Source organism: Enterovibrio nigricans DSM 22720 (assembly GCF_900167155.1).
Taxonomy (GTDB): Bacteria; Pseudomonadota; Gammaproteobacteria; order Enterobacterales; family Vibrionaceae; genus Enterovibrio; species Enterovibrio nigricans.
Window position 1 is genome coordinate 57733 of sequence record NZ_FUXU01000010.1, and the last position, 24742, is coordinate 82474.

Here is a 24742-nt window from a genome sequence, read left to right on the forward strand (position 1 = left end):
CGCTTTTATGCCAACTGTTGGCGGATAAAGGTTAACGTTTTTTCGCACTCTTCACGGTTGCCGACGCTGATGCGAATGCAGCCTTCGATTGGAGAACGGCGGAGAATAATGCCGTGATCCCAAAGGGCACTAAATAGCAGTTCAGCGTCAGGGAATTTCACCAGCAGGTAGTTGCCGTATCCATCAAATACTTCCACGCCAGAGAGCATTGAAAGACCTGCTTGTAAGTAAGCGCGATTTGCATTCAAATCCAGCACTTGATACTTCATGCGTGCTAGGCCTGCTTCGTTCAGTGCCTGACAGGCTATCTCAGTGACTGGCACTGGGACTGGGTATGGTGCGATGACTTTTTGCATCAACTGGATGATTTGCTGATTTGCCAGAGTGAAGCCACAGCGCAAACCCGCCAGCGCAAACGCCTTTGACAAAGTGCGAAGGATGGCCAGATTAGGATAGCGAACCAGAAGGTCAACCGTTGACGCTTCCGGACAGAAATCGATGTAGGCTTCATCCATCACAACTAACGCACGACCGGCCGTCATTTCCAGCAACGCTTCGATGTCGTTCCGGTTGATCAAGTTACCGGTTGGGTTATTTGGGCTACATACAAACACCAACTTCACGGTGTCGAGGTTTTTCTCGATTTCTGGCAGGTTAAGCTGCCATTCATCTGTCAGCGGTACGGTCTTACGTGCAACACCCGCTGTTTCTGCACTGATGCTGTACATGCCGTAAGTAGGTGGGCAGAACAGAATGCTGTCTTCGCCTGTTTCACAGAACGTGCGAACGAGAAGCTCAATGCTTTCATCCGCACCGCGCGAGGTCAGTACTTGCTCTGGGCGAACACCTGCATACTCAGCGTAAGCACGGATCAGCTCTTCTGGCTGACAGGTGCTGTAGCGGTTTAGACCCGCACCGTTGATGGTGTATTCATTGTTGAACGGTGATTCGTTGGCATTTAGCCAAACATCACCAGAGCCACCCAAACGACGGGCGGACATGTAAGGGGTCAATGCTTGAACATCCTTACGGGCTAATTTTTCTATGTCCATAGAAACCCCTAAATCACTGTAATTTGTTGAGCTTTTCGACGCGAATAGTCACTGCATTGCGGTGCGCGTCTAAGCCTTCTGCATTGGCCATCGCCACCACGGTGGGGGCGAGAGCCTGTAATCCGTTCGCTGACAGTTCTTGTACCGTCATGCGCTTGCTAAAGTCTGCGAGACCCAAGCTTGAATAGGTTCGGGTGTAACCGTATGTGGGCAATACGTGGTTGGTGCCAGACGCGTAATCCCCCACGGATTCTGGTGACCATGCACCCAAGAAAATTGAGCCTGCATTGTCCAAAAGGGGAAGAAGTTCACGTGGATTTTTAGTCTGAACAATCAAGTGTTCAGGACCGTAATTGTTAGAGATAGCCACGCATTGAGGGAGGCTCTCTGCAATGATGATCACGCTTGAACCCAATGCTTGGCTTGCAATGTCTGCACGCGTTAGCTGTTTCAATTGTTTTTGAACAGCGTCTGCCACTTTCTCGGCGAGCACAGGTGAAGGTGTTACCAGTACAACTTGAGAGTCTGGGCCGTGCTCTGCTTGGCTGAGAAGATCAGCGGCTACGAAATCTGCATCTGCGTCTTCATCCGCAATCACCAATACTTCAGAAGGGCCTGCGGGCATGTCGATTGCCGCGCCTGAATGATCATTGCTGACCTGACGCTTAGCTTCTGTCACGAAGGCATTGCCTGGACCGAAGATTTTGTCGACTTTGCAGACGGTTTCCGTGCCGTAGGCCATTGCTGCTACCGCTTGTGCACCACCAAGGTTGTATACCTGATCGATACCGCAAAGCTTGGCAACATAAAGAATTTCATCCGCAATCGGCGGTGGGGAACACAGCACCACTTTTCGACATCCCGCGATTTGAGACGGCACGCCCAGCATCAATACGGTTGAAGGCAATGGTGCGCTGCCGCCAGGAATATACAAGCCGACACGGTTGATCGGGCGGGTAACCAATTCACAGACGACACCAGGCATGGTTTCAACCGTGAGAGGCTCTGCTTTTTGCGCTTTGTGGAAACAGACGATGTTGTCGTAAGCCTGCTTCAGAGCAGTCTTAATTTCATCGCCCAGACGAGAAGCCGCTGCATCGATTTCTTCCTGAGAAACACGGATGTTTTCAGGGACGACTTTATCGAATTTCTCTGTCAGTGCTTTGAGCGCAGCATCGCCACCCGTGCGGACATCATTAATGACCGATGTCACCGCATCAGTGATTGATGCGCTTTCAGAGATAGCAGGGCGCTCTAAGGCCTTCTCCTGCTGTTGTTCACCGAGCGATTTCCAAACCACTGTTTTCATGGCTTACTCCATCATCTTCTCAATCGGCAGTACCAGAATTGAGCTGGCACCCAGTTCTTTGAGCTTTTCCATGGTTTCCCAGAACAGATTTTCGGTACTCACCAGATGTACAGCGACGCGCTGTTTGTCGTGTGCCAGTGGCAAGATGGTAGGGTCCTCTGCGCCTGGAAGCAGCTCAACAATCTTCTCCAGCGTATCACTTGGCGCATGAAGCATGATGTATTTGGATTCTTTTGCTTGAATCACGCCGTTTATACGGGTCAACAAGCGGTCGATCAGTGCCGCTTTATCTTGGGCAAACTCGCCCGTGCGTTGAATTAGCACTGCTTTTGAACGGAAGATGACTTCAGCTTCTTTCAGACCGTTCGCTTCCAGCGTTGCACCTGTTGAAACCAAGTCACAGATAGCATCAGCCAGACCCGCGCGTGGGGCAACTTCTACTGAACCATTCAACATACAGGTGCTGAATTTCACGTCTTGCTTATCAAGGTAATCTTTAAGAATGTTAGGGTAGGTAGTGGCAATACGTTTGCCTGCCAAATCTTGAGGGCCGTTATACTCTTGGCCTTTTTCGACGGCCACAGAAAGACGACACCCACCAAAACCGAGTCGGCGAAGTTTATTGAATTCGCTTGGTTCTTCTAGTGCAACACGCTCTAGTCGAACTTCTTCCAGTTCGTTTTCGCCAATCACGCCAAGATCTACCACGCCATCCATGATAAGGCCGGGAATGTCATCATCACGAACCAATAACAAATCGATAGGCATGTTCTCTGCGTGAACCACTAAGCGGTCACCGGAAAAGTTGATTTTCACACCGCAACGCTTGAGCAGTTCCTGACACTCTTTCGCAAGGCGGCCTTTTTTCTGAATGGCAATTCTTAGACGTTCTGTTTGCATGATCTATTCCCTGTATCTTTTCGCTCGACCGCTATTTCCTTGAAGTCTGAGCGCAATTTTTAAATCCTAAAAAGTAAAAAACCCCCGGAAGGTGCTCTTCCGGGGGTCTGAAACTTATGTTCGCGTTTTATGACCTTGGAAGAACTTCTCCTCGTCTTCCAGTCGAAACCAACTCTCCCGAAAGACTACTCAGGATGGTGATGATGGTGAATGGTCATTAGCGATTGCTGCATACTGCGTATCTCGTTCCGTGATTCAAATTTGCAGGACGTTTAACGTCTACTTGGTAATCACACTAACAAACTCACTAAATATTGCAACAAGTAATTGAGGGATTTTGCCATTTAGCGGTGCTGTTAACACAGAGCCATAAAAAGTCGGTATTTTGAAAAAAAAGGACGCGAGCATATGAAAGGCAAGTGACGGTAATATATAGGAATAAGTGCAAACGAAGGTGGGGCCGTGCGATGTGCTCGCGCACCCAGAAATAGTATTCGTTATATGTATATATCCAGCAGACTGTTCTTCTTCTTTTGAGTCTCTGATGGCGACGGTTCTTGTTCGACCTCTTCGCGCTCTTCTTCCTCAGTGATTTTCTGCTGCTGTTGTTTTGCTTTATCTTGTTTCAACACCGTGTGCACTTTTTGAGGTGACAGGTCTGAAATTTTGGGGAACCAAGTCATCGCAATGCTCCATGATTTGCTCCCCCATGTTATCGGCTAACTATTGAACTTCTTGAGTGTTTTTTAACCGCAGCACTTTTTGTGCTTTTTACCGCTTCCACAAGGACACGGATCGTTACGTCCTACTTTTTCCGCTTTTGGGTATTCGCCGTCGATATAAAACCAAAGGTTTTTACCGTCTTTTTCTTCATTCAAAAATCGTGACTTTTCATGCAGCGTGTATTGCTTCCCGTCATCAATATAATGGGCTTTAAATTCGACGAAGCCTTGTTTGCCATTGGCGTCTACAGAACTGTTCAGCACTTGGAGCATCAACCATTCGCTGTTAATGGAATCGGCAATGGCATCTCGATGTTGTTCCGCACCGCAGAAAGAGTGATAGGTATTGACGACATAATCGACCAAACCTTTGACGTGCGCACTGTAGCGAGAACGCATCAATTTCTCTGGATGATCGGCTTTCGCGTGATCTAAGTGGATAGGTTCACAGCATTGACTGTAGTTAGCCTGACTACCACAAGGGCAAAGTTCTGCGGTCATGAATAAGACACCGAATTAATAAAAAATCGCGCATATTCTCTGAATCGTTCTCGTGTTAGTCAAGTTGTTCAAGACGCTAAAAGGTTCTTAAGTACCAGTCATATTCCAGCGTTGTAATATGTTGCTCGAACTCTTCCAGTTCCTTCTCTTTGCACGTTACAAAGACATCAATGAAATCTGTGCCCAGATACTGACGGAGAATGTCACAGTCACTCAGTTCTCGCAGCGCATCACGAAGGTTATTTGGCAAGGGAGTATTTGGCACATCGTAGGCATTACCGACGATCTCCGTTGGAGGCTCAATGTTGTTATCCATGCCATGCATGATGGAAGCGAGAAATGCACTCATCATTAAGTAAGGGTTCGCATCCGTGCCAGCTACGCGGTGTTCGATTCGGGTAGCTGCGGGAACATCGCTTGGGATGCGCAACGCTGTTGTGCGGTTTTCTACGCCCCACGTTGCCGCACTGGGGACATAGAAATCAGGGCTGAAACGGCGATAAAAGTTGATGTTTGGACACAGAATGGCGAGGTAATGGGGAAGCAAAGAGAGTAAGCCACCCAGTGCGTGTTTCAAGGTGTCGGTCATCTCGCCTTGCTGCGCGGGTTCAAACACATTGTTACCGTCGTCATCGAGTAAGCTGAGATGAAGATGCATGCCATTGCCCGCTTGATCGGCGTAGAGCTTGGCCATGAAGGTGACATCATATTCGTGGTTATGCGCCACTTGTTTTATGACACGTCGAAGCAGCAGAGCATGATCACAAGATGCAAGTGCGTCATCTGTGTGCTTTAAATTAATCTCAAACTGCCCCGGTGCGGATTCTGCCACTATGGTATCCGTAGGGAGCCCTTGCGCGCGTGCAGCATCAATGATTTCCGTCAGCAGATCGGCATACTCATCGAGATCATCCAGCGAGTAAACTTGTGTGTTTTCAGGACGTTTGCCGGTCACAGGGGAAATAGGGGGTAAGGGAGCTTTACCTGCATCTTTCGCATCGATCAAATAGAACTCCAGTTCAAATGCAGATACTGGCGTTAGACCGCGCGCTTTCATTTGTCTCAGCGTGCGACGGAGGATCATTCTTGGGTCGCCAAAAAAGGGCGTCTCTGGCGATTCGTACATCTCCAGAAGTAATTGAGCAATCACGCGTTTTTGCCATGGCTGGCGTGCAAGCGTGCCTGTGACAGGAAAACAAATGGCGTCCGATTCGCCAATCTCCAGACCTAATCCGGTTTCTTCTACGGGGGTACCTTTGATGTTCATTCCATAGATGGAGATGGGGAGTGCGATACCCAACTCGTAGGCTTTTGTGAGCTTGCCTTTTTCAACACGTTTGCCTCGGACAATCCCATTCATATCCAAAAGCAACAGGTCGACAAACTCAACATCCGGGTTGTCTTTCAGAAACTGAACGGCTTCGTTTATATCCGGTAAATTGGCATCGGCTGAAGTAAACATTTCCCTGTCTGTTTGATATCGCATGTGTCACCTACCTGGGTGTAAATTATATCAATCACTCCAAATGATATCCCTGAGTGAATAGTAAACCGCCCATTTTGTCAACCGAGACCAAGATCACGATTTGCATCTTTTGGCGTTAAATCAATGCGATAAATCCTTATGAATTGGTGGATTACCAATGTTAAGAAAATGTTTGATAATTTAACTGGAAGTGTTGATTAGCTCTCTTGCGTCATTTATTTTTAACGTGTAGCGTGTGAAAAATTGAACGCTTTGTTCATGTGAACGATTTGTCTTTCTGGGTAAGCAGTGCTTTTTAACGATAGGAAGTCGAGGTGTTTATGCCCAAATCTGTCATGCCATGTGTTGGTGTAACAGCGTGTACCAGCCAGCTTGGTCTGCATTCTTTCCATATTGCCGGCGACAAGTATGTCCGAAGCGTTGTAGACGGCGCGGGTTGCTGCCCCATTATTCTTCCTGCTTTGGCAAATACCTTACCCATCGATCAACTTCTTTCTAATGTTGATGGACTGATGTTTGCAGGGTCTCCTTCTAACATCGAACCTCACCATTACGCTGGCGAAGCCAGTGATCCTGATACCCATCATGATCCTGCGCGTGATGCCACCACACTGCCTATGATGAAACGCGCGATCGAGCTAGGTATTCCTGTATTAGCAATTTGCCGAGGTTTCCAAGAAATGAACGTGGCGTTTGGTGGTTCCCTTCATCAAAAATTGCACGATGTGGGTGGCTATATTGAACACCGTGAAGACAAAACAGCACCTGTAGAGGTGCAATATGGTTTGTCTCACACAATTGAAATTGAACCGGGGGGCGTGCTCTGCGAGGTGTGGGGCCGTTCCTCTGCTGATGTTAACTCTGTTCATACTCAAGGCATAGACAGATTAGGCAAGGGATTGCGGCCGGAAGCGTACGCGCCAGATGGTCTCATTGAGGCTGTCTCTGTCATACATGCTAAACATTTTGCTCTAGGGGTTCAGTGGCATCCTGAGTGGGAGGTCACAAAAAATCCTTTTTATTCAGCTATCTTCGAAGTATTCGGAAACGCCTGTCGGCTGAGGGCAAAGGAACGTGAGAAAGACTATGAACAAGCTTAAGAAATGGTTAAAGGACAACGAAATCACCGAGGTGGAGTGTGTCGTCAGCGACCTGTCAGGGATTGCTCGCGGTAAAATTGCACCCGTCGATAAGTTTCTCCACGAAGGAGAAATGAGGCTGCCTGAAAGTGTGCTATTACAAACCGTCACGGGAGACTATGTCGACGACGATTTGTATTATGCATTGCTTGATGAAGCGGACATCGACTTCATTTGTAAGCCCGATGAAGATGCAGTTTACCTGCTCCCATGGACGATTGAGAAAACTGCGCAAATCATTCATGACACCTTCGATAAGATGGGAAATCCTATCGACCTGACACCTCGCAATGTACTGAAGAAAGTGCTGAAGCTATACGAAGACAACAATTGGAAACCTGTTGTTGCGCCTGAAATGGAGTTTTATCTCACGGCGCGTTGCGACGATCCTGATTTGCCGTTGGAACCCCCGATTGGCCGTTCAGGGCGCGTGGAAACGGGGCGTCAGTCATTCTCTATTGATGCTGCCAACGAGTTCGATCCGCTGTTTGAAGACATGTATGACTGGTGTGAAACGCAAGGACTCGCCATTGACACCTTGATCCATGAAGAAGGTGTGGCACAGATGGAGATCAACTTCCGTCATGGTGACCCTCTCGTATTAGCCGACCAGGTGTTTTTGTTTAAACGTACCTTACGTGAAGCGGCTCTCAAGCATGAAGTCGTGGCGACCTTTATGTCCAAACCCATCACGGATGAACCCGGTAGCGCGATGCACCTTCACCAAAGCATTGTGAGTACTGAAACCGGCAAAAATATTTTCACCAACGAAGACGGAACCGGCTCGTCGCTGTTCTATGGGCACATCGCTGGCCTTCAACAATACATTCCGCAAATGCTTCCCATGTTTGCGCCGAATGTGAATTCATTCCGCCGATTCCTTCCTGACACCTCTGCGCCCGTCAATGTGGAGTGGGGAGAAGAAAACCGCACTTGTGGCCTACGTGTTCCCAGTTGTTCGCCACAAAGCCGTCGTGTTGAAAACCGGTTACCGGGAGCGGATGCGAACCCCTATATCGCGATAGCGGCAAGTCTGCTTTGCGGCTACATAGGTATGGTGAAAGACCTCAAACCCACACCACCAGCCCAAGGCAGAAACTATGAACTTCGGAGCCCTGCGTTGCCTTACACCTTAGAAAATGCACTGGAGCGAATGGAGGATTGTGATGAAGTGGCGGAGTACTTAGGTGAATCTTTCGCCCGTGGTTACATCGCCGTGAAACGAAAAGAACAGGAGAATTTCAAACGAGTGATCAGCTCGTGGGAACGTGAATTTCTGCTACTAACAGTGTAATCGGGGACAACCTACAGGTTGCCAATCAGTCACGTACAAGGATGTGGGAGGCGATATGACTCACGCCGCGCAAAATCTAGATACACGATCTCTGCAAGCATTGGACAACGCACATTATTTGCACCCGTTCAGCGATCACAAGTCGCTTCGAGAAAAGGGAGCGAGAATGATTGTGCGTGCGGAAGGCGTCTATATCTGGGACAGCGACGGCAACCGTATTCTTGATGGTATGGCAGGCCTTTGGTGTACCAATATCGGTTATGGTGAAAAACGCCTCGCGGATGTGGCTTACGCCCAAATGATGGAACTCCCTTACTACAACAGTTTCTTTCAGTGTGCGCATCCACCGGTTGTTGAATTGGCAAAAGAAATTGCCGCATTGGCACCTGAGCATATGAACCAAGTGTTCTTTACGGGATCAGGGTCCGAGTCCAACGATACGGTTCTTCGCATGGTGCGTCACTATTGGTCAGTCAAGGGTCAACCTGAAAAGTTCACCATTATCGGACGTCACAATGGCTATCACGGCTCCACTGTCGCGGGTGCCAGCTTGGGTGGCATGAAAGCCATGCACAAACAAGGCGGCCTACCTATTCCTGGAATTCACCATATTCCCCAGCCTTATTGGTTTGGGGAAGGTGGTGATCTTTCTCCTGAAGCGTTCGGTATTCAGGCAGCACAGGAATTGGAAAAAGCGATCCTCGACATTGGAGAAGACAAGGTGGCAGCGTTTATTGCTGAGCCTATTCAAGGCGCGGGTGATGTGGTGATCCCACCGTCAACCTACTGGCCTGAAATCAACCGCATTCTGGCGAAATACGACATCCTAATGATTGCCGATGAAGTTATTTGTGGATTTGGGCGTACTGGCGAATGGTTTGGTAGCCAATATTACGGTATCAAACCTGACTTTATGCCGATTGCGAAAGGAATGACATCGGGATATATGCCGATGGGTGGCGTGATTGTGAGTGATAGAGTTGCCAATGTTTTTGAGGAAAAAGGCGGTGACTTTAACCATGGTTATACCTATTCAGGTCATCCTGTTGCTGCAGCGGTTGCACTGGAAAACCTTAAAGTCATCAAAGAAAAAAACCTCATTCACTATGTAAAAAGTGACATTGGACCTTACCTTCAAGCGAAATGGCAAACACTGGTAGAGCATCCGTTGGTGGGTGAGGCGCGTGGGGTGGGATTGGTTGCTGCAATTGAGCTGGTGAAGGATAAAGCAACACGCACGCGATTTGGCGAAAACGTGGGTATTGGCGAGATTTGCCGGGATCTCAGTGTCGAGAACGGTCTCGTCATGCGTGCCTGCGGTGACACCATGATCATCAGCCCCCCGTTGGTGATCACCCATGAAGAAGTGGACGAATTGATTGAGGAAGCCTGGTTGGCATTGGAATTGACGCTATCGCATTTGCAGGCTCAGGGCGTTGTTTGACGCTTCGTTAAATAGCACCAAAACGGTTTAAAGCGCTGGTGCTCTTGAGCATCAGCAAACCATCAACACTGACGCTCTCTTTAGTGATGAGTTAATCAGTGTGGAGCTAACTCCGAAAAGAAAGCACCCAAAGGAGAGAACATGAAGATGGCAACCCGACTCAAGGTCACGGCAACCGTGCTTGCAGGCCTAATGGTTTCAACTGGGCTACATGCTGAGGAAATTCTTCGTATTTATAATTGGAGCGATTACATCGCCGAAGATACGATTGAAAACTTCGAGAAAGAAACGGGCATCAAAGTCACTTACGATGTCTATGACAGTAACGATGTACTCGAAGCGAAGTTGCTGTCAGGCAACTCAGGCTATGATCTCGTCGTACCGTCGAACAACTTCCTCGCTAAACAAATCAAAGCAGGTGCATTCCAGCCATTGGATAAGGGCCTACTGACGAACAGCGGAAACCTTGATCCAAAACTGATGCAACGCCTTGAAATGGCCGATCCAGGCAACCAATACGCGATCCCCTATATGTGGGGAACCAATGGCATTGGCTATAACGTCGATAAAATCAAAGCGCGCCTTGGCGATGACATTCCAGAGAACAAACTGGATTTACTGCTTAATCCGAAATACGCCGCCAAGCTAAAAGATTGTGGTATTGCGATGGTGGATTCCGCCGATGAAGTTATGCCACAAGTGCTGCAATACATAGGTCACAATCCAAACTCCACGAAGAAAAGTGACTATAAAGAAGCGGGAGAAGCATTAGCGAAAATCCGCCCCTATGTGACCTATTTCCATTCTTCTCGCTATATCACTGACCTTGCAAACGGTGATATTTGTCTTGCTTACGGTTTTTCTGGAGACATTTTCCAAGCCGCATATCGTGCTGAAGAAGCCGGGAATGGGCAGGTCATTGACTACGCCATTCCTAGTGAAGGCGCACAGCTGTGGTTCGACATGATGGCCATTCCTGTTGATGCTAAGAACGCTAAAAATGCACACGCCTTTATGAATTACATCCTGCGCCCTGAAGTGATTGCACCGATCACGGACTACGTGGCGTATGCCAATCCAAATCCAGCATCTAATAAGCTGGTGGATCCTGACGTCCTGAATAACCCTTCCATCTATCCTTCCCAAGAGGTTATGGCGAAGCTTTTCGTGTCCGAAGTGTTACCGCTTAAGATCAGTCGCTTAAACAACCGAACGTGGACCCGAATGAAGACGGGCAGGTAATGAGGAGGGGAAAGTCTATCGTGGGCTTTCCCCCAAATACAAAACCTGAATAAAGCCTGAGAAGTGACAGGGAGGAACGGGGTGTGACCAATAATCTACAGGCCGCCACAGCCGGGCAGCCAAAACAAGAACTGCTAAAGATAGATCGCGTCAGCAAACTTTTTGGTGATGTGCGTGCTGTTGATGATGTTTCATTGACGATTGAACAGGGTGAGATCTTTTCTCTGCTTGGTGGTTCAGGTTCAGGGAAATCAACCTTGTTGCGCATGCTCGCAGGGTTTGAAAAGCCCTCTAGCGGGCGCATTTTTCTCGACGGTGAAGATATCACCGACATGCCGCCGTATGAGCGCCCGATCAATATGATGTTCCAGTCTTACGCGTTGTTTCCTCATATGACCGTGGCTCAAAACATCGCCTTTGGCCTCAAGCAGGACAAGCTGAAAAAAGCCGAAATTGACGAGCGCGTCAGTGAAATGCTGCGTTTGGTTCACATGGATCAATATGCAAAACGTAAGCCTCATCAGCTCTCAGGTGGTCAGCGACAGCGAGTTGCATTGGCACGCTCGTTAGCGAAACGCCCAAAACTTCTGTTACTTGACGAATCCATGGGCGCACTGGACAAAAAACTCCGCACCCAAATGCAACTTGAAGTGGTGGAAATTCTTGAACGTGTCGGCGTGACCTGCGTGATGGTGACCCATGATCAGGAAGAAGCCATGACCATGGCTGGCCGCATTTCCATTATGCATGAAGGATGGATTGCACAGACGGGTACACCTACCGATATCTACGAAAGTCCGAATAGCCGCATGATTGCGGAATTCATTGGCTCAGTGAACCTGTTTGAAGGTGAAATTGTGGTGGATGAAACCGACCACTGCATTATCGAATCTCATGAAACCGTGAAACCCATTTATGTCGGGCACGGCGTTGATACCAATGTGGAAGATAAAAAAATCTGGTTGGCTCTGAGACCAGAGAAAGCCTTGCTGTCTCGCGATGAACCCCAAGAAGACTACAACTGGTCAAAAGGGGTCGTGCATGACATTGCCTATCTCGGTGGTACTTCTGTGTACTACGTAAAACTGCCCAGCAACAAAGTCGTGATGTGTAGCATGGCAAACATATCTCGCCGACAGGAACGCCCTACCTGGGATGATGAAGTGTTTATCAGCTGGGAGGCCACCAGTGGTGTGGTGTTACGCGTATGACCGTATCAACGAAACCCAAAACCTCAGTGTCTGATTTGATCAAAGCGCCCCATAAAAACCGTGTCTTGTTCCCAAAAGGCCGGCACATCACCATGGGGATCCCTTATCTTTGGCTGTCGCTGTTTTTTGCGGTCCCGTTTCTGATTGTTTTCAAAATCAGTTTCTCCATGGCGGCACTGGCGATTCCACCCTATGAAGCTATTTTCGAATACGTTGATGAAGTGATTGAGATTTCACTCAACCTTGAAAACTACCTACGTATTCTCGATGACGATCTCTACTACCTTGCGTATTTAAGCTCACTGAAAATCGCGTTTATTTCGACGCTCGGCTGTTTGTTTCTGGGCTACCCGATGGCGTATGCCATAGCGCGTGCGCCTGCCAAAATGCAGACAGTTTTGCTGCTTCTCATCATGCTCCCTTCATGGACCTCTTTTCTCATTCGCGTTTATGCATGGATGGGGCTGCTGAGTAACACTGGCATCATCAATAATACCTTGATGTGGATTGGCATCATTTCAGAGCCGATCCAAATATTGAACACCAATGTCGCCGTCTATATCGGCATTGTGTATACCTACTTGCCGTTTATGGTGCTGCCTCTCTACGCCAATTTAGTGAAACTGGATGGCAGCCTACTGGAAGCCGCTTCAGACCTCGGCTCCCGCAACTTTAATACCTTCTGGACGGTCACGTTGCCTCTGTCAAAAGGCGGCATTATTGCCGGCTCCATGCTGGTGTTTATTCCTGCTGTCGGGGAAGTGGTTATCCCAGAATTACTGGGTGGCCCGGAAACGCTGATGATCGGCAAAGTGCTGTGGCAGGAATTCTTTAATAACCGTGACTGGCCGGTAGCGTCGGCACTGGCGATAGTGATGCTGTTACTGCTTATTATCCCCATCACGCTGTTCCACCACTATCAGTCCAAGGACATGGAGGCTGACCGATGAAACGCTGGGAGTTTTCCACGGTCATGCTTTGGGTAGGATTAGTGTTTCTCTACCTGCCCATGCTGATCTTGATTATTTATTCTTTCAATGCATCCAAACTGGTGACGGTGTGGGGGGGCTTTTCCGCAAAATGGTATGGAGAGCTGTTCAAAGATGAACAGATACTTCAAGCCGTTTGGACGAGTCTACGCATCGCGTTTTACAGCTCAACCATGGCAGTGATCATCGGCACATTAGCTGCTTTTGTGATGACACGTTTCAGGCGTTCATGGGGCAGGCTAACGCTCTCGAACATGATTACCGCGCCACTCGTTATGCCAGATGTCATCATTGGCCTCTCGCTTCTACTTTTGTTCGTGCAGATGGGAGAGCTCTTCGGTTGGCCAGCAGAGCGAGGCATGACAACGGTGTGGATAGCACACTCTACGTTCTGTGCGGCGTATGTGGCCGTGGTGGTGTCTTCCCGATTACGGGAGCTGGACTTTTCTATTGAGGAAGCGGGAATGGACTTGGGGGCAACGCCACTTAAAGTGTTCTTCGTGATCACTATGCCTATGATTGCCCCCGCGTTAATTGCTGGTTGGTTGCTGAGTTTCAGCTTGTCGTTGGATGATTTGGTGATCGCGAGTTTTGTCTCTGGCCCGGGTTCAACGACTTTGCCTATGGTGGTCTTTTCCTCGGTAAGGCTAGGTGTGTCACCGAAAATTAACGCGTTAGCGACGCTTATTATTGTCGTTGTATCCCTGTTTGCTTTCTTATCTTGGTATATCGCTAAGCGTGCGGAGCAAAAATCGCTGGAAGAAATGAAACGACTGAAAGAGGAAACAGAACAAGCTTCATGAGCATTGCAGCCATTAAAACAGCATAAATCAGGACGGAATCATTATGTTGGAACAAACAGAAACGCTAACGTTGCAGCAAACAAAACAGGCGATTCAAACGGAACATGCGCCGTCCTATTATGCGGCGTCTGCCAACCCTTCGCCCAAAAGAGACATACTGCGTGATGATATTCAGGCCGATGTTTGCATTATCGGTGCGGGTTATACAGGGTTGTCCTCAGCACTACATTTGCTAGAGGCCGGCTTTAATGTTGTCGTGCTAGAAGCTGCTCGGGTTGGGTGGGGCGCATCTGGGCGAAACGGCGGACAGATTGTAAATAGCTACAGTCGCGACATTGATGTAATTGAAAAGACCGTCGGCAAAGAGAAAGCCGTATTGTTTGGTGAAATGGCGTTTGAAGGCGGCCGTATCATTCGAGAGCGCGTCGAGAAGTACAACATTCAATGCGACCTGAAAGACGGTGGCATCTTTGCTGCATTGAATGACAAACAAATGAAAGAGCTGGCGCATCAAAAAGCCCTTTGGGAACGCCATGGGAATAACCAGCTAGAGCTTCTTTCAACCACGGATATTCGCAGCATGGTGAATACAGAGTGCTATGTCGGCGGTTTGCTGGATAAAAGCGGTGGCCACATTCATCCGCTCAACCTTGCTCTGGGTGAAGCTGCGGCGGTTGAAAGTCTGGGTGGGATAATCTACGAGCATTCTGCAGCCGTTCGAATTCAACGTGGAGAGCCTGCGGTTGTATTTACCGAAGAAGGCTCAGTAACGGCGGATTTTCTCATCGTGGCTGGTAACGCGTATCTCGGCGGATTGATGCCAGAGTTGCAAGCCAAATCCATGCCGTGCGGCACGCAAGTGGTCACGACAGAACCTTTGTCCGATGAGATGGCGGCGAGCCTGTTACCACAAGATTACTGCGTCGAAGACTGTAACTACTTGTTGGATTACTTCCGTTTATCGGGCGACAAGCGTCTTATTTACGGTGGTGGTGTGGTTTACGGTGCGCGTGATCCCGCCAACATCGAAGCGATTATTCGTCCCAAAATGCTGAAGACGTTCCCACAGCTCAGGGAGGTAAAAATCGATTATTGCTGGACAGGCAATTTTTTAATGACGTTGTCACGTTTACCCCAAGTGGGGCGAATCGGCTCAAACATATACTATTCCCAAGGTTGCAGCGGTCACGGTGTTACCTATACCCATTTGGCGGGACGCTTGATGTCAGAAGTGCTGCGTGGTCAGGCTGAACGTTTTGATGCGTTTGCCAGCTTGCCGCACTTTCCTTTCCCCGGTGGTCACATGCTAAGTGTGCCATTTTCCGCGCTGGGCGCGTGGTATTACACATTGAGAGATAAGCTGGGGGTTTGATAATGATCGAGGTTAGTCTTGGTCATTATCAATAGGTTGGCAATCATTGCATTGGTCTGTGTGATCGCCAGTGCTCAAAATGATGACCCATGAAAGAAACAACAGATTGACCAAAGGCCATCCCCGCTTCTTAATTTGGGCGATGTCATCTAGCACGGCATAGAGTATGACGCATGGACCTATTACTGGAACCAGCCAGCAAATGGATAAAGCGCCTAGCTTTTGGTAAGCGGTAAAACTGTCGGAAAGCATGACACAGTATGTGACGGCAAGATTGAAATACAGGATGAGTACCAGAGTAATCACTGTCATTGCTTCTGCCATTTTCTGTTCCTCAGGACGCCCCAATAGAGGTCGACTTCAATCAGCGACGTAAATTGCGCTAAAAATTCGCTGGCGTTGTCGCGCTGAAAAGGCGGCATGTCGCATCAAACGGGTTGGCAAATTTGTGCGGCTTATTACTGTCGAAGTAGTAACTGTCGCCCTTTTCCAATACGAAAACCTCTTCGCCCACGGTGAGTTCTAATCGACCTTCAATGACAATGCCGGACTCTTCGCCGTCATGCTGAAGCATGTCGTCACCAGAGTCTGAGCCGGGTGGGTAAATTTCAGAAAGTACAGACAGGGCACGATTTGGAAATTCTTTTCCAACGACTTTCATAGAGACGGTATCAGAGCCGATTTCGAGCAAATCTTCTTGACGATAAACCACGGGCGTCGTGTCGCTTTCTGCTATGTCAGCTGAGAAGAATTCAACCAATGACATTGGAATACCTGACAACACTTTCTTGAGTGAGCTGACAGAGGGACTGACACTGTTTTTCTCAATCATTGAGATGGTGCTGTTGGTGACACCAGCACGTTTTGCCAATTCACGCTGTGAAAGCCCGCGGCCTTTTCGTACTGCCTTGAGGTTTGCACCGATATCCAATGTCTCATGCTCCCTGTGTGTATTTATTGAAATGTAATAGATATTGAACATTTCATCCTACTTACCTAGTGCGCCATATCAAGTTTTTTGTCTCCCTTTGCGGGTTTCGTAAAGAATATCGAGCAAAATGGTGGTTAAGGTGAGATTTGCCAGACGCAACACGCTGTTTATTTTTCACCAACCACCTCTGCCTTTAGGGGTATTCACAAAGAAAATCGGTAACGTGACACAAGCATGATATTGATTGGAATGTGTACAATTTATGCTTCACCCCTTTTGTGAAAATGCGTTAGTCTTTGTTAATTATATTTTACAAAGGAAGTCGTTATGGGTATGCCTCTTACTCAACTCCCTCATACGCAGTCTTACTACGCAGCCACGGCTAAGTACCTGCAGCGATATCCTGAACTGACTGAATCCATCGACGTCGATGTGTGCATCGTCGGTGGGGGGCTTAGCGGGGTGAACAGTGCCATTGAATTGGCGCAAAGAGGCTATTCCGTAGCATTGCTGGAAGCGAACAAGATTGGTTGGGGGGCATCAGGCCGCAATGGCGGTGAACTTATCCGTGGCATCGGTCATGGCATTGAACAGTTCACCAATCAGATCGGTCGAGAAGGGGTGGATGCCATCAACCAAATGGGCGTGGAAGCGGTTCAGATCGTTAAAGATCGCGTTGGTGAATTTAACATCGATTGTGATCTTGTCATGGGATATTGCGATCTCGCGTTGAAACCTTCGCACATGAAGGAACTTCAGGACGATTTTGATTCGTTGGCTGACAGCGGCTATCCCCATGAAATTCGTATGCTTGATAAGGCAGGGCTAGCCGAAGTGATTGGTTCAGAGCGTTATATCGGCGGCATGTTAGATATGGGGAGTGGTCACTTACATCCGCTTAACTTAGTGGCGGGGGAAGCGGTTGCCGCAGCTGGTCTTGGGGTTCAGTTGTTTGAAGACAGCCCAGCGGTTGAAATACAAAAAGGCACTAAGCCACTTATCAAAACGCCCAAAGGACAGGTGACATGCAGTTACGTGTTACTGGCTGGCAATGCGTATATTGGCAATAAACTTGAACCCTACATTGGCGGGAAAGTGCTACCTGCGGGAAGTTATATCATTGCGACGGAACCACTTACCGATGAGCAAGTGACGAGAACGATTCCCAAGAATATGTCGTTCGCTGATCTGAGTATTGCGTTGGACTATTACCACCTTTCTGGTGACAATCGGCTTTTATTTGGTGGTTTGTGCACCTATTCAGGCAAAGACCCGCGTGACATTACCGCAGCGTTATTACCAAACTTAGAGCGGGTGTTTCCGCAGCTAAAAGGTGTGAATATCGACTTTGAATGGGGTGGCATGATTGGCATTGGCGCGAATCGTCTACCTCAAATTGGTACCTTGCCCGACGCACCGAATATCTTCTTCGCTCAGGCATATTCAGGACATGGCCTTAACGCGACACACATGGCGGGTAGAGTGGTCGCAGAAGCGATTTCAGGCACGGCAGAGCGGTTTGATGTGTTTGCCAAGGTAAAGCACATGACCTTCCCTGGGGGACCATTGTTGCGCTCTCCGCTGCTGGCCATCGGGATGACGTATTACAAGATTCTCGAAGCGCTAAAATGATTTTTGTCTTTCCATGAAAAACGCCCCAAATCGGGGCGTTTTTCATTACAGGGTTGTCTATTGCGAACTATATCGAAATCCAAGTCGCCTTCACTTCGGTGTATTTCTCAAAGGCATGCAGCGACTTATCCCGTCCGTTGCCGGATTGCTTATAGCCTCCGAACGGTGCTGTCATATCGCCGCCGTCATAATGGTTAATCCACACCATACCTGTTTTCAACGCTTTGGCCGTTTTATGTGCTTTGCTGATATCTGATGTCCACACCGCAGATGCGAGGCCATAGGCAGTATCGTTTGCTATCGTGATGGCTTCTTCAGGTGAGTTGAACGTAATGACCGACAGAACAGGGCCAAAAATTTCCTCTTGTGCGATCGCCATTTCGTTATTCACATTATCGAACACGGTTGGCGCTACGAACAGACCACCGGTTTCTTCCATAATGGGTTTTCCGCCGCAAAGCAATGCGGCGCCAGCTTCTTGTCCTTTTTCGACATAGGCAAGCACAGTATCGAGTTGCTGTTGGTCTACCATGGCACCGACCTGTGTTTCGGGATCCAGAGGGTGGCCCGGTTGCCACGCCTTAAGTGCTTCAACAACTTTAGAGACGAAGGTGTTTTTGATTGAAGCTTCAACGAGCAAGCGAGAGCCTGCGGTACAAACTTCCCCTTGATTGAAGGCAATTGCTGCGGCAGCAGCCTCTGCGGCGGCATCTAAATCCGGCGCATCTTCAAACACGATGTTAGGGCTCTTTCCGCCAGCTTCGAGCCAGACGCGCTTCATGTTGGATTCGCCTGCATAAATCATCAGTTGCTTGGCGATGCGGGTAGATCCGGTGAACACCAAGGTATCAACGTCCATGTGTAAGGCGAGCGATTTGCCTACCGTGTGCCCAAAGCCCGGAAGAACATTCAGTACGCCTTTTGGCATGCCGGCTTCTAACGCTAATTGGCCTAGCTTAATAGCGGTTAAGGGGGACTTTTCGGACGGCTTAAGGATCACCGAGTTACCGGCAGCGAGCGCTGGGCCGAGCTTCCAACATGCCATCAACATGGGGAAATTCCAAGGAACGATAGCGGCAACAACACCGATAGGCTCACGGGTGATCATGCCGATTTCATTGTGAGGCGTGGGGGCGAGTTCGTCATAGATTTTGTCGACGGCTTCGCCTGACCAGCGAATAGCACGTGCTGCACCGTACACATCTACCGTTTTTGAATAGCGGATAGGCTTACCCATATCGAGCGTTTCAAGCAGTGCCAGTTCATCGCCATTTTCTTCGATGAGCTCAGCGAAGCGGATAACGATTTTTTTCCGTTCAGCGGGTGGAAGGTGAGACCATGCGCCGCTCTCAAAGGTTTCTCGCGCACTGACAGCGGCCTTGTTTGCGTCGTTCAAATCACAACTTGCAACCTTAGCGAGTAATCGTCCATCAATAGGACTAAAGCAGTCAAAGGTGTCACCAGAGGCGGCGTTTTGGTATTCACCATCAATAAATGCACGGCCTTCGATGGTCAGAGTTTGCGCCATCAATTCCCAGTCATTGCGAGACAATCGAGCACTCATAAATTCCATTCCTTTCGTCTGATTTATACCCAACACACACAACGTACTCACTGTGCACCATTTCAAAATATTTTACAATTTCGCAAATTATTCTTTTTATCTTGAACACAGTTTATATACTGTTCATTATATTTGACATGGTGTTGTCTAAACGACAACGTGTAACGAGTAAGGAAACGTGACGATGGCAGTGCAGAAAACACACAGCGAAGGGACGGGTCTGAACAACTTTTGGATGCCGTTTACGGCTAACAGACAGTATAAAGCTACTCCGAGGTTGCTCGTCAAAGCACAAGGTATGTATTACACCGATGTAGAAGGCAATTCGGTGCTGGATTCCACCGCAGGCCTTTGGTGTTGTAATGCCGGACACAGTCGACAGGAAATCACCGAGGCGGTGAGTCGACAAATTTCTGAGCTGGATTATGCGCCGACGTTCCAAATGGGACATCCTCTCCCGTTTGAACTGGCTGAGCGATTGGCTGACATGGCACCCGGTGATTTGAATCATGTTTTCTTTACCAACTCGGGCTCAGAGTCAGGTGATACAGCACTGAAAATTGCGTTAGCGTATCAGCGTGCAAGGGGCCATTCTAACCGCACCATGTTTATCGGTCGTGAGCTTGGTTACCACGGTACTGGCTTTGGCGGGATTTCTGTGGGTGGTATGGTGAATAACCGTAAAGCCTTTAACAGCCAACTCCTTCCGAGTGTTGCCCATCTTCCCCATACTCTCGATATTGAACGCAATGCATTTTCAAAAGGCTTGCCAGAACACGGTATTGAAAAAGCCGATTACCTTGAGCATTTGATAGCGCAGCATGGCGCAGAGAATATCGCCGCTGTGATGGTGGAACCCATGTCTGGCTCGGGTGGTGTTGTTCTTCCACCTGTGGGTTACCTAAAACGCCTTCGCGAAATCACAGCCAAGCACGACATCCTGCTTATTTTTGATGAAGTGATCACGGCATTTGGTCGTGTGGGGGATGCGTTTGCAGCCCAACGTTGGGGCGTGGTACCCGATATGATTACCACGGCTAAAGCACTAACGAACGGTGCGATTCCAATGGGCGCTGTGATTGTCAGCGAGAAAATCTACGACGCGTGTATGCAAGCGCCTGAAGATACCATTGAACTTTTCCACGGTTATACCTATTCCGGACACCCAGTAGCGGCCGCTGCGGCATTGGCAACCATGGACATCTATCGCGATGATAAGTTATTTGAGCGTTCGCGCGAGATGGAAATGGAGTGGCAGGACGCCGTGCACTCATTGGCCGATTTACCTAACGTTATCGATGTGCGAAACACGGGACTTATCGCAGGCATACAGTTTGCGCCAAGTGAAGAGGGCGTTGGCAAGCGTGGCTATGATGTGTTTACACAATGTTTTTATGATGGCCTGTTGGTGCGTGCGTCTGGAGATATTATCGCTATGTCGCCACCGCTCATTATTGAATCGAAACACATTGATCAGATTGTAAGTACGCTAGAAAAAGCGATACGAAACGCAATATAACTTTCAAGGAAGAACAGCATGGCATCAGTAACGCACTATATCGATGGACGACATACGGAACAAAGCGAACGCAAACAGGCATTGTATAACCCAGCGACGGGCGAAATCAGTGGGGAAGTATCTCTAGCATCTGTAAGTGAAACCGAGGCGGCGATTGCCTCTGCCAAAGCAGCGTTTCCAGCATGGTCTGAAATGTCACCACTTCGTCGAGCGCGGGTGCTTTTTAAGTTCAAATCATTGGTGGAAGAAAATATCGACGAGCTTGCCGCGTTGATTACCCAAGAACATGGCAAGGTATTGGATGATGCCAAAGGCGAACTGACGCGTGGTTTGGAAGTGGTGGAATTTGCGTGTGGTATTCCGCATCTGTTGAAAGGTGAAATCACTGAACAAATCGCGAATGGTGTTGATTCGTGGTCGCTCAACCAACCGCTCGGTGTGGTGGCCGGCATTTCCCCGTTTAACTTTCCCGTAATGGTGCCGATGTGGATGTTCCCGATAGCGATCGCGTGCGGTAATTGCTTCATCATGAAGCCGTCAGAAAAAGATCCAAGTTCAACCATGCGTATTGCAGAACTTCTGAAAGAAGCGGGTCTCCCTGATGGTGTCTTTAATGTGGTGAATGGAGACAAAGAAGCCGTCGACGTATTGCTGACGCATCCCGATGTTCAGGCTGTTAGTTTTGTAGGGTCAACCCCGATTGCAGAATACATCTACAGCATGGCCTCACAACACGGTAAACGTGTTCAAGCCTTAGGCGGTGCGAAAAACCACATGGTGGTGATGCCGGATGCAGATTTGGATCAAGCCGTTGCTGCCTTAATGGGCGCTGCATATGGTTCGGCGGGTGAGCGTTGTATGGCAATTTCTGTCGCCGTCGCCGTGGGTAACGTTGCGGATGCTTTGATAGAAAAGCTGACACCAAAAGTTGAAGCTCTGCGCGTTGGCAACGGGGTAATCGAAGGGATGGAAATGGGACCATTGGTGACCGCTGACCATCTTAGAAAAGTCGAAGGTTATGTTGCCGCTGGTGTGGAAGAAGGTGCCACGCTGGTGGTCGATGGACGTGGTGTTGAACCTGAAGGTGGCGAAGGCTTCTTCCTTGGCGGCTGTTTGTTCGATAACGTCACGCCGGAGATGACGATTTATCGCGATGAAATCTTTGGTCCGGTGCTTGCCGTCGTGCGTGTGCCAGATTATGCCACCGCAGTGACACTGATTAATGAGCACGAGTTTGGCAATGGTACGGCCATTTTCACCCAAAATGGTGATGCAGCCCGTCAGTTCTGTCATGAAATTCAAGTGGGGATGGTGGGTGTCAATGTACCTATTCCGGTGCCGATGGCGTTTCATAGCTTTGGCGGTTGGAAACGCTCTTTGTTTGGGCCATTACATATGCATGGACCCGATGGCGTGCGTTTCTATACCAGACGCAAAGCCATCACAGCACGTTGGCCCACGGGGTTAAGGGCTCAAGCAGATTTTATTATGCCCACAATGAAATAGGTCGAAACAATGAGAAAGGAGCCACTGGCTCCTTTTTTCATGCGACTTTTGAGGCTTCAGCGTGTTCGAGACGTTCTGGCTTACTAAGCTGGTACCCTTGAAACAAATCAAACCCTAAATCAAAAGCAAACTCATATTCAGCTTTTGTCTCAACTTTTTCAGCTAACAGTTGGAAAGATAGGGCGTTCCGGTACTCGTTAACGAAAGCTTCAATTTCCATAAACGACAGCTGTTGAAAATCCAGTTTGATGATATCCGCGAGAGGGATAAACGACAGCCAGCGTTCGCTCGGTACAAAATCATCGAACGCAATTTTATAGCCATGGGATTTGAGCGTAGTGAGCGCCGAAAACAGGGCAGCATTGGGTTCGCAATCTTCTAATACTTCGACGATGAGAGAATCTTTTGGGTATTGCAACGCGGTGCCGTCCACCAGACTTTCAAAACCAAAATTGATGAAAACGGGCTTATTGTCTGACAGTGAGATTGGTTGCAACCCTTGGCAAAACAAAATATCCAACACTGATTGAGTGGCATACCTTGAAGGTACACAAGGAAAGCAATCACTTTGACCTTCGCGAAAGAGGAGTTCGTAAGCCACAACGTTGTGTTGTCGGTCGAAAATGGCTTGTCGTGCGATGCGAGAACTCATAAAAAATTCGATGTGCCTTGAAATTAAGATACGAGACTAAGTGTATAAAATATCATCAATGATGAGAGTGTTAATTAAGTCTGATATTTCGCGATGAAAATTAACGGCGTAAACCATACTTTTCTCATCTTGATCTGGCAAACTTTTCTTTATGAGATTTATCGTTAAGGAGGTATCGCGTCAAATGCGCGGGTTTCTAACTCGCATCCATTGGCGGTGCAACGCAATATGGATCCTTGCGTATACCAGTCACCAAGTACAATTCGACGTGCAGATTGATTGCCAATATTCATCTCATGCTTAGCAGGGCGATGGGTATGACCGTGAATCATTTGGGTTACGTTTTCATCATTCATTACACGAACAACTTCGGCAGGGTCCACGTCCATGATGTCATACGACTTGTATTGATTACTGTCACTACTGCTTTGGCGTAGCTTCTCTCCAATATTCTTTCGTATACGTAAAGGCAAGCGGAAGAATAGCCATTGAATCAGTCTGTTATGTACTTTTTTACGGTATCTTTGGTAGGCTTCATCTTGAATGCAAAGCGTATCACCGTGCATGATCAGTGTCGGTTTACCAAACAAGTCAATGACGCAATGCTCTGGCAGTAAGGTCATTTCCGCCAATTTTGCAAAACGCTTTCCAACCAGAAAATCACGGTTGCCGTGAATGAAATACACGGGAACACCATGATCGTGCAAAGACTTAAACGCCGCTGCAACACTCAAGTGTAAGGGGGTTTCATCATCATCGCCTATCCAAGACTCGAAAAGATCACCTAACACATAAAGTGCAGATGCCTTTGTTGCCTCTTCCTTTAAGAACCGAAAAAAGCAATGTGTTATTTCCGGATGAGATGGGCTGAGATGGAGATCTGAAATAAATAGTACGGTCATAGAAAGAGGACAGTGGAATTCCACTGTCCCTCAGAGTCTTATTCTTCGATGGTAACGCTTTCGATGATAACTTCTTCTACAGGTACGTCTTGGTGAACGTAACCCCAGTTACCTGTTGCAACATCTTTGATTTTGTTCACGATGTCCATGCCTTCAACGACTTCTGCGAAAACACAGTAGCCCCAACCGTCCATAGACTCAGATTTGAAGTCTAGGAAATTGTTGTTGTTCACGTTGATGAAGAACTGAGAGCTTGCTGAGTGTGGTTCCATAGTACGCGCCATCGCCAGCGTACCAATTTTGTTGCTCAGACCGTTGTTTGCTTCGTTCTTGATCGATGCGCGAGTTTCTTTCTCTTCCATGCCAGAAGCCATGCCGCCGCCTTGGATCATGAAACCATCGATTACACGGTGGAACAGCGTACCGTTGTAGAAACCGTCGCGGCAGTATTGCAGGAAGTTTTCTGCAGTTACTGGTGCTTTCTCAGTGTTAAGTTGGATTTTGATGTCACCAAAGTTGGTATGAAGCGTAACCATGATATGTTCCTAATGACGGACTGTTAACGTTGCAAC

Annotated in this window: 23 protein-coding genes and 1 other annotated feature; of the genes, 11 read left to right on the forward strand and 12 right to left on the reverse strand. The window is 48.3% G+C overall.

Going from position 1 to position 24742, the window contains the following annotated elements; all coding sequences use genetic code 11:
• Positions 1–5 precede the first annotated feature (5 nt).
• The 6 genes from hisC to B5D35_RS06065 form a co-directional block, all read right to left on the reverse strand.
• Positions 6–1046, reverse strand: coding sequence for a histidinol-phosphate transaminase (gene hisC, locus B5D35_RS06040; protein ID WP_170915133.1), 1041 nt, complete (start codon positions 1044–1046; stop codon positions 6–8).
• Between the two features lie 19 nt (positions 1047–1065).
• Positions 1066–2361 (reverse strand): histidinol dehydrogenase, encoded by a 1296-nt coding sequence (hisD, locus tag B5D35_RS06045; protein ID WP_078751696.1) that lies wholly within the window; start codon positions 2359–2361, stop codon positions 1066–1068.
• A 3-nt stretch (positions 2362–2364) separates the two neighbouring features.
• Positions 2365–3261 carry an ATP phosphoribosyltransferase gene (gene hisG / locus B5D35_RS06050; RefSeq protein WP_078751697.1) on the reverse strand — a complete coding sequence of 299 codons (897 nt, stop codon included), beginning with the start codon at positions 3259–3261 and terminating at the stop codon, positions 2365–2367.
• Positions 3262–3333: 72 nt separating this feature from the next.
• Positions 3334–3471 (reverse strand) — a sequence feature (His leader region).
• Positions 3472–3758: 287 nt separating this feature from the next.
• On the reverse strand, positions 3759–3944 hold the full coding sequence (locus B5D35_RS06055) for a hypothetical protein (RefSeq protein ID WP_078751698.1): 186 nt from the start codon (positions 3942–3944) through the stop codon (positions 3759–3761).
• 63 nt (positions 3945–4007) lie between these two features.
• Entirely contained in the window at positions 4008–4484 is a 477-nt protein-coding gene (locus B5D35_RS06060; protein WP_078751699.1) for a YchJ family metal-binding protein, read from the reverse strand.
• A 76-nt stretch (positions 4485–4560) separates the two neighbouring features.
• On the reverse strand, positions 4561–5970 hold the full coding sequence (locus B5D35_RS06065) for a glutamine synthetase family protein (RefSeq protein WP_170915132.1): 1410 nt from the start codon (positions 5968–5970) through the stop codon (positions 4561–4563).
• A 320-nt stretch (positions 5971–6290) separates the two neighbouring features.
• On the opposite strand from B5D35_RS06065, the gene B5D35_RS06070 reads away from it, so the two are divergent.
• From B5D35_RS06070 to B5D35_RS06105, 8 genes are all read left to right on the forward strand, one after another.
• Positions 6291–7070, forward strand: a complete 780-nt coding sequence (locus B5D35_RS06070) for a gamma-glutamyl-gamma-aminobutyrate hydrolase family protein (RefSeq protein ID WP_078751700.1) — start codon at positions 6291–6293, stop codon at positions 7068–7070.
• Positions 7057–8403: a glutamine synthetase family protein gene (locus B5D35_RS06075; protein ID WP_078751701.1), complete on the forward strand. Its 1347-nt coding sequence runs from the start codon at positions 7057–7059 to the stop codon at positions 8401–8403. The genes B5D35_RS06070 and B5D35_RS06075 overlap by 14 nt, the downstream gene beginning before the upstream one ends.
• A 55-nt stretch (positions 8404–8458) precedes the next feature.
• The gene (locus B5D35_RS06080; RefSeq protein WP_078751702.1) at positions 8459–9847 is read left to right on the forward strand and encodes an aspartate aminotransferase family protein; all 1389 of its coding nucleotides are present in this window, start codon (positions 8459–8461) and stop codon (positions 9845–9847) included.
• 141 nt (positions 9848–9988) lie between these two features.
• The gene (locus tag B5D35_RS06085) at positions 9989–11089 is read left to right on the forward strand and encodes a polyamine ABC transporter substrate-binding protein (protein ID WP_078751703.1); all 1101 of its coding nucleotides are present in this window, start codon (positions 9989–9991) and stop codon (positions 11087–11089) included.
• An 83-nt stretch (positions 11090–11172) separates the two neighbouring features.
• Positions 11173–12300 carry a polyamine ABC transporter ATP-binding protein gene (potA, locus tag B5D35_RS06090; protein WP_078751704.1) on the forward strand — a complete coding sequence of 376 codons (1128 nt, stop codon included), beginning with the start codon at positions 11173–11175 and terminating at the stop codon, positions 12298–12300.
• Positions 12297–13250: an ABC transporter permease subunit gene (locus tag B5D35_RS06095; protein ID WP_078751705.1), complete on the forward strand. Its 954-nt coding sequence runs from the start codon at positions 12297–12299 to the stop codon at positions 13248–13250. The genes potA and B5D35_RS06095 overlap by 4 nt, the downstream gene beginning before the upstream one ends.
• Positions 13247–14092: an ABC transporter permease subunit gene (locus B5D35_RS06100; protein ID WP_078751706.1), complete on the forward strand. Its 846-nt coding sequence runs from the start codon at positions 13247–13249 to the stop codon at positions 14090–14092. Before B5D35_RS06095 ends, B5D35_RS06100 begins: the two co-directional genes overlap by 4 nt.
• Before the next feature lie 43 nt (positions 14093–14135).
• Positions 14136–15464, forward strand: coding sequence for an NAD(P)/FAD-dependent oxidoreductase (locus B5D35_RS06105; protein ID WP_078751707.1), 1329 nt, complete (start codon positions 14136–14138; stop codon positions 15462–15464).
• A gap of 12 nt (positions 15465–15476) precedes the next feature.
• Here the strand turns inward: B5D35_RS06105 and B5D35_RS06110 are convergent, their stop codons facing one another.
• On the reverse strand, positions 15477–15788 hold the full coding sequence (locus tag B5D35_RS06110; RefSeq protein WP_078751708.1) for a hypothetical protein: 312 nt from the start codon (positions 15786–15788) through the stop codon (positions 15477–15479).
• A gap of 58 nt (positions 15789–15846) precedes the next feature.
• Positions 15847–16395, reverse strand: a complete 549-nt coding sequence (locus B5D35_RS06115; protein WP_078751734.1) for a cupin domain-containing protein — start codon at positions 16393–16395, stop codon at positions 15847–15849.
• A gap of 327 nt (positions 16396–16722) precedes the next feature.
• Here B5D35_RS06115 and B5D35_RS06120 point away from each other — a divergent pair, with 327 nt between their 5' ends.
• On the forward strand, positions 16723–18027 hold the full coding sequence (locus B5D35_RS06120; RefSeq protein ID WP_078751709.1) for an NAD(P)/FAD-dependent oxidoreductase: 1305 nt from the start codon (positions 16723–16725) through the stop codon (positions 18025–18027).
• 67 nt (positions 18028–18094) lie between these two features.
• Here B5D35_RS06120 and B5D35_RS06125 read toward each other — a convergent pair whose 3' ends face one another.
• Positions 18095–19591 (reverse strand): aldehyde dehydrogenase, encoded by a 1497-nt coding sequence (locus B5D35_RS06125; RefSeq protein ID WP_078751710.1) that lies wholly within the window; start codon positions 19589–19591, stop codon positions 18095–18097.
• A 184-nt stretch (positions 19592–19775) separates the two neighbouring features.
• Here B5D35_RS06125 and aptA point away from each other — a divergent pair, with 184 nt between their 5' ends.
• Both aptA and B5D35_RS06135 read left to right on the forward strand, forming a co-directional pair.
• Positions 19776–21110 carry an omega-aminotransferase AptA gene (aptA, locus tag B5D35_RS06130; RefSeq protein ID WP_078751711.1) on the forward strand — a complete coding sequence of 445 codons (1335 nt, stop codon included), beginning with the start codon at positions 19776–19778 and terminating at the stop codon, positions 21108–21110.
• An 18-nt stretch (positions 21111–21128) separates the two neighbouring features.
• On the forward strand, positions 21129–22616 hold the full coding sequence (locus tag B5D35_RS06135; protein ID WP_078751712.1) for a CoA-acylating methylmalonate-semialdehyde dehydrogenase: 1488 nt from the start codon (positions 21129–21131) through the stop codon (positions 22614–22616).
• 37 nt (positions 22617–22653) lie between these two features.
• Here B5D35_RS06135 and B5D35_RS06140 read toward each other — a convergent pair whose 3' ends face one another.
• The 3 genes from B5D35_RS06140 to B5D35_RS06150 all read right to left on the reverse strand — a co-directional run bounded on the left by B5D35_RS06140 (position 22654) and on the right by B5D35_RS06150 (position 24706).
• A complete protein-coding gene (locus tag B5D35_RS06140) occupies positions 22654–23268 on the reverse strand; it encodes an EAL and HDOD domain-containing protein (RefSeq protein ID WP_078751713.1) in 615 nt (204 codons plus the stop codon).
• A gap of 164 nt (positions 23269–23432) precedes the next feature.
• Entirely contained in the window at positions 23433–24170 is a 738-nt protein-coding gene (lpxH, locus tag B5D35_RS06145) for a UDP-2,3-diacylglucosamine diphosphatase (RefSeq protein WP_078751714.1), read from the reverse strand.
• A gap of 38 nt (positions 24171–24208) precedes the next feature.
• Positions 24209–24706, reverse strand: coding sequence for a peptidylprolyl isomerase (locus B5D35_RS06150; protein ID WP_078751715.1), 498 nt, complete (start codon positions 24704–24706; stop codon positions 24209–24211).
• Between the last annotated feature and the right edge of the window lie 36 nt (positions 24707–24742).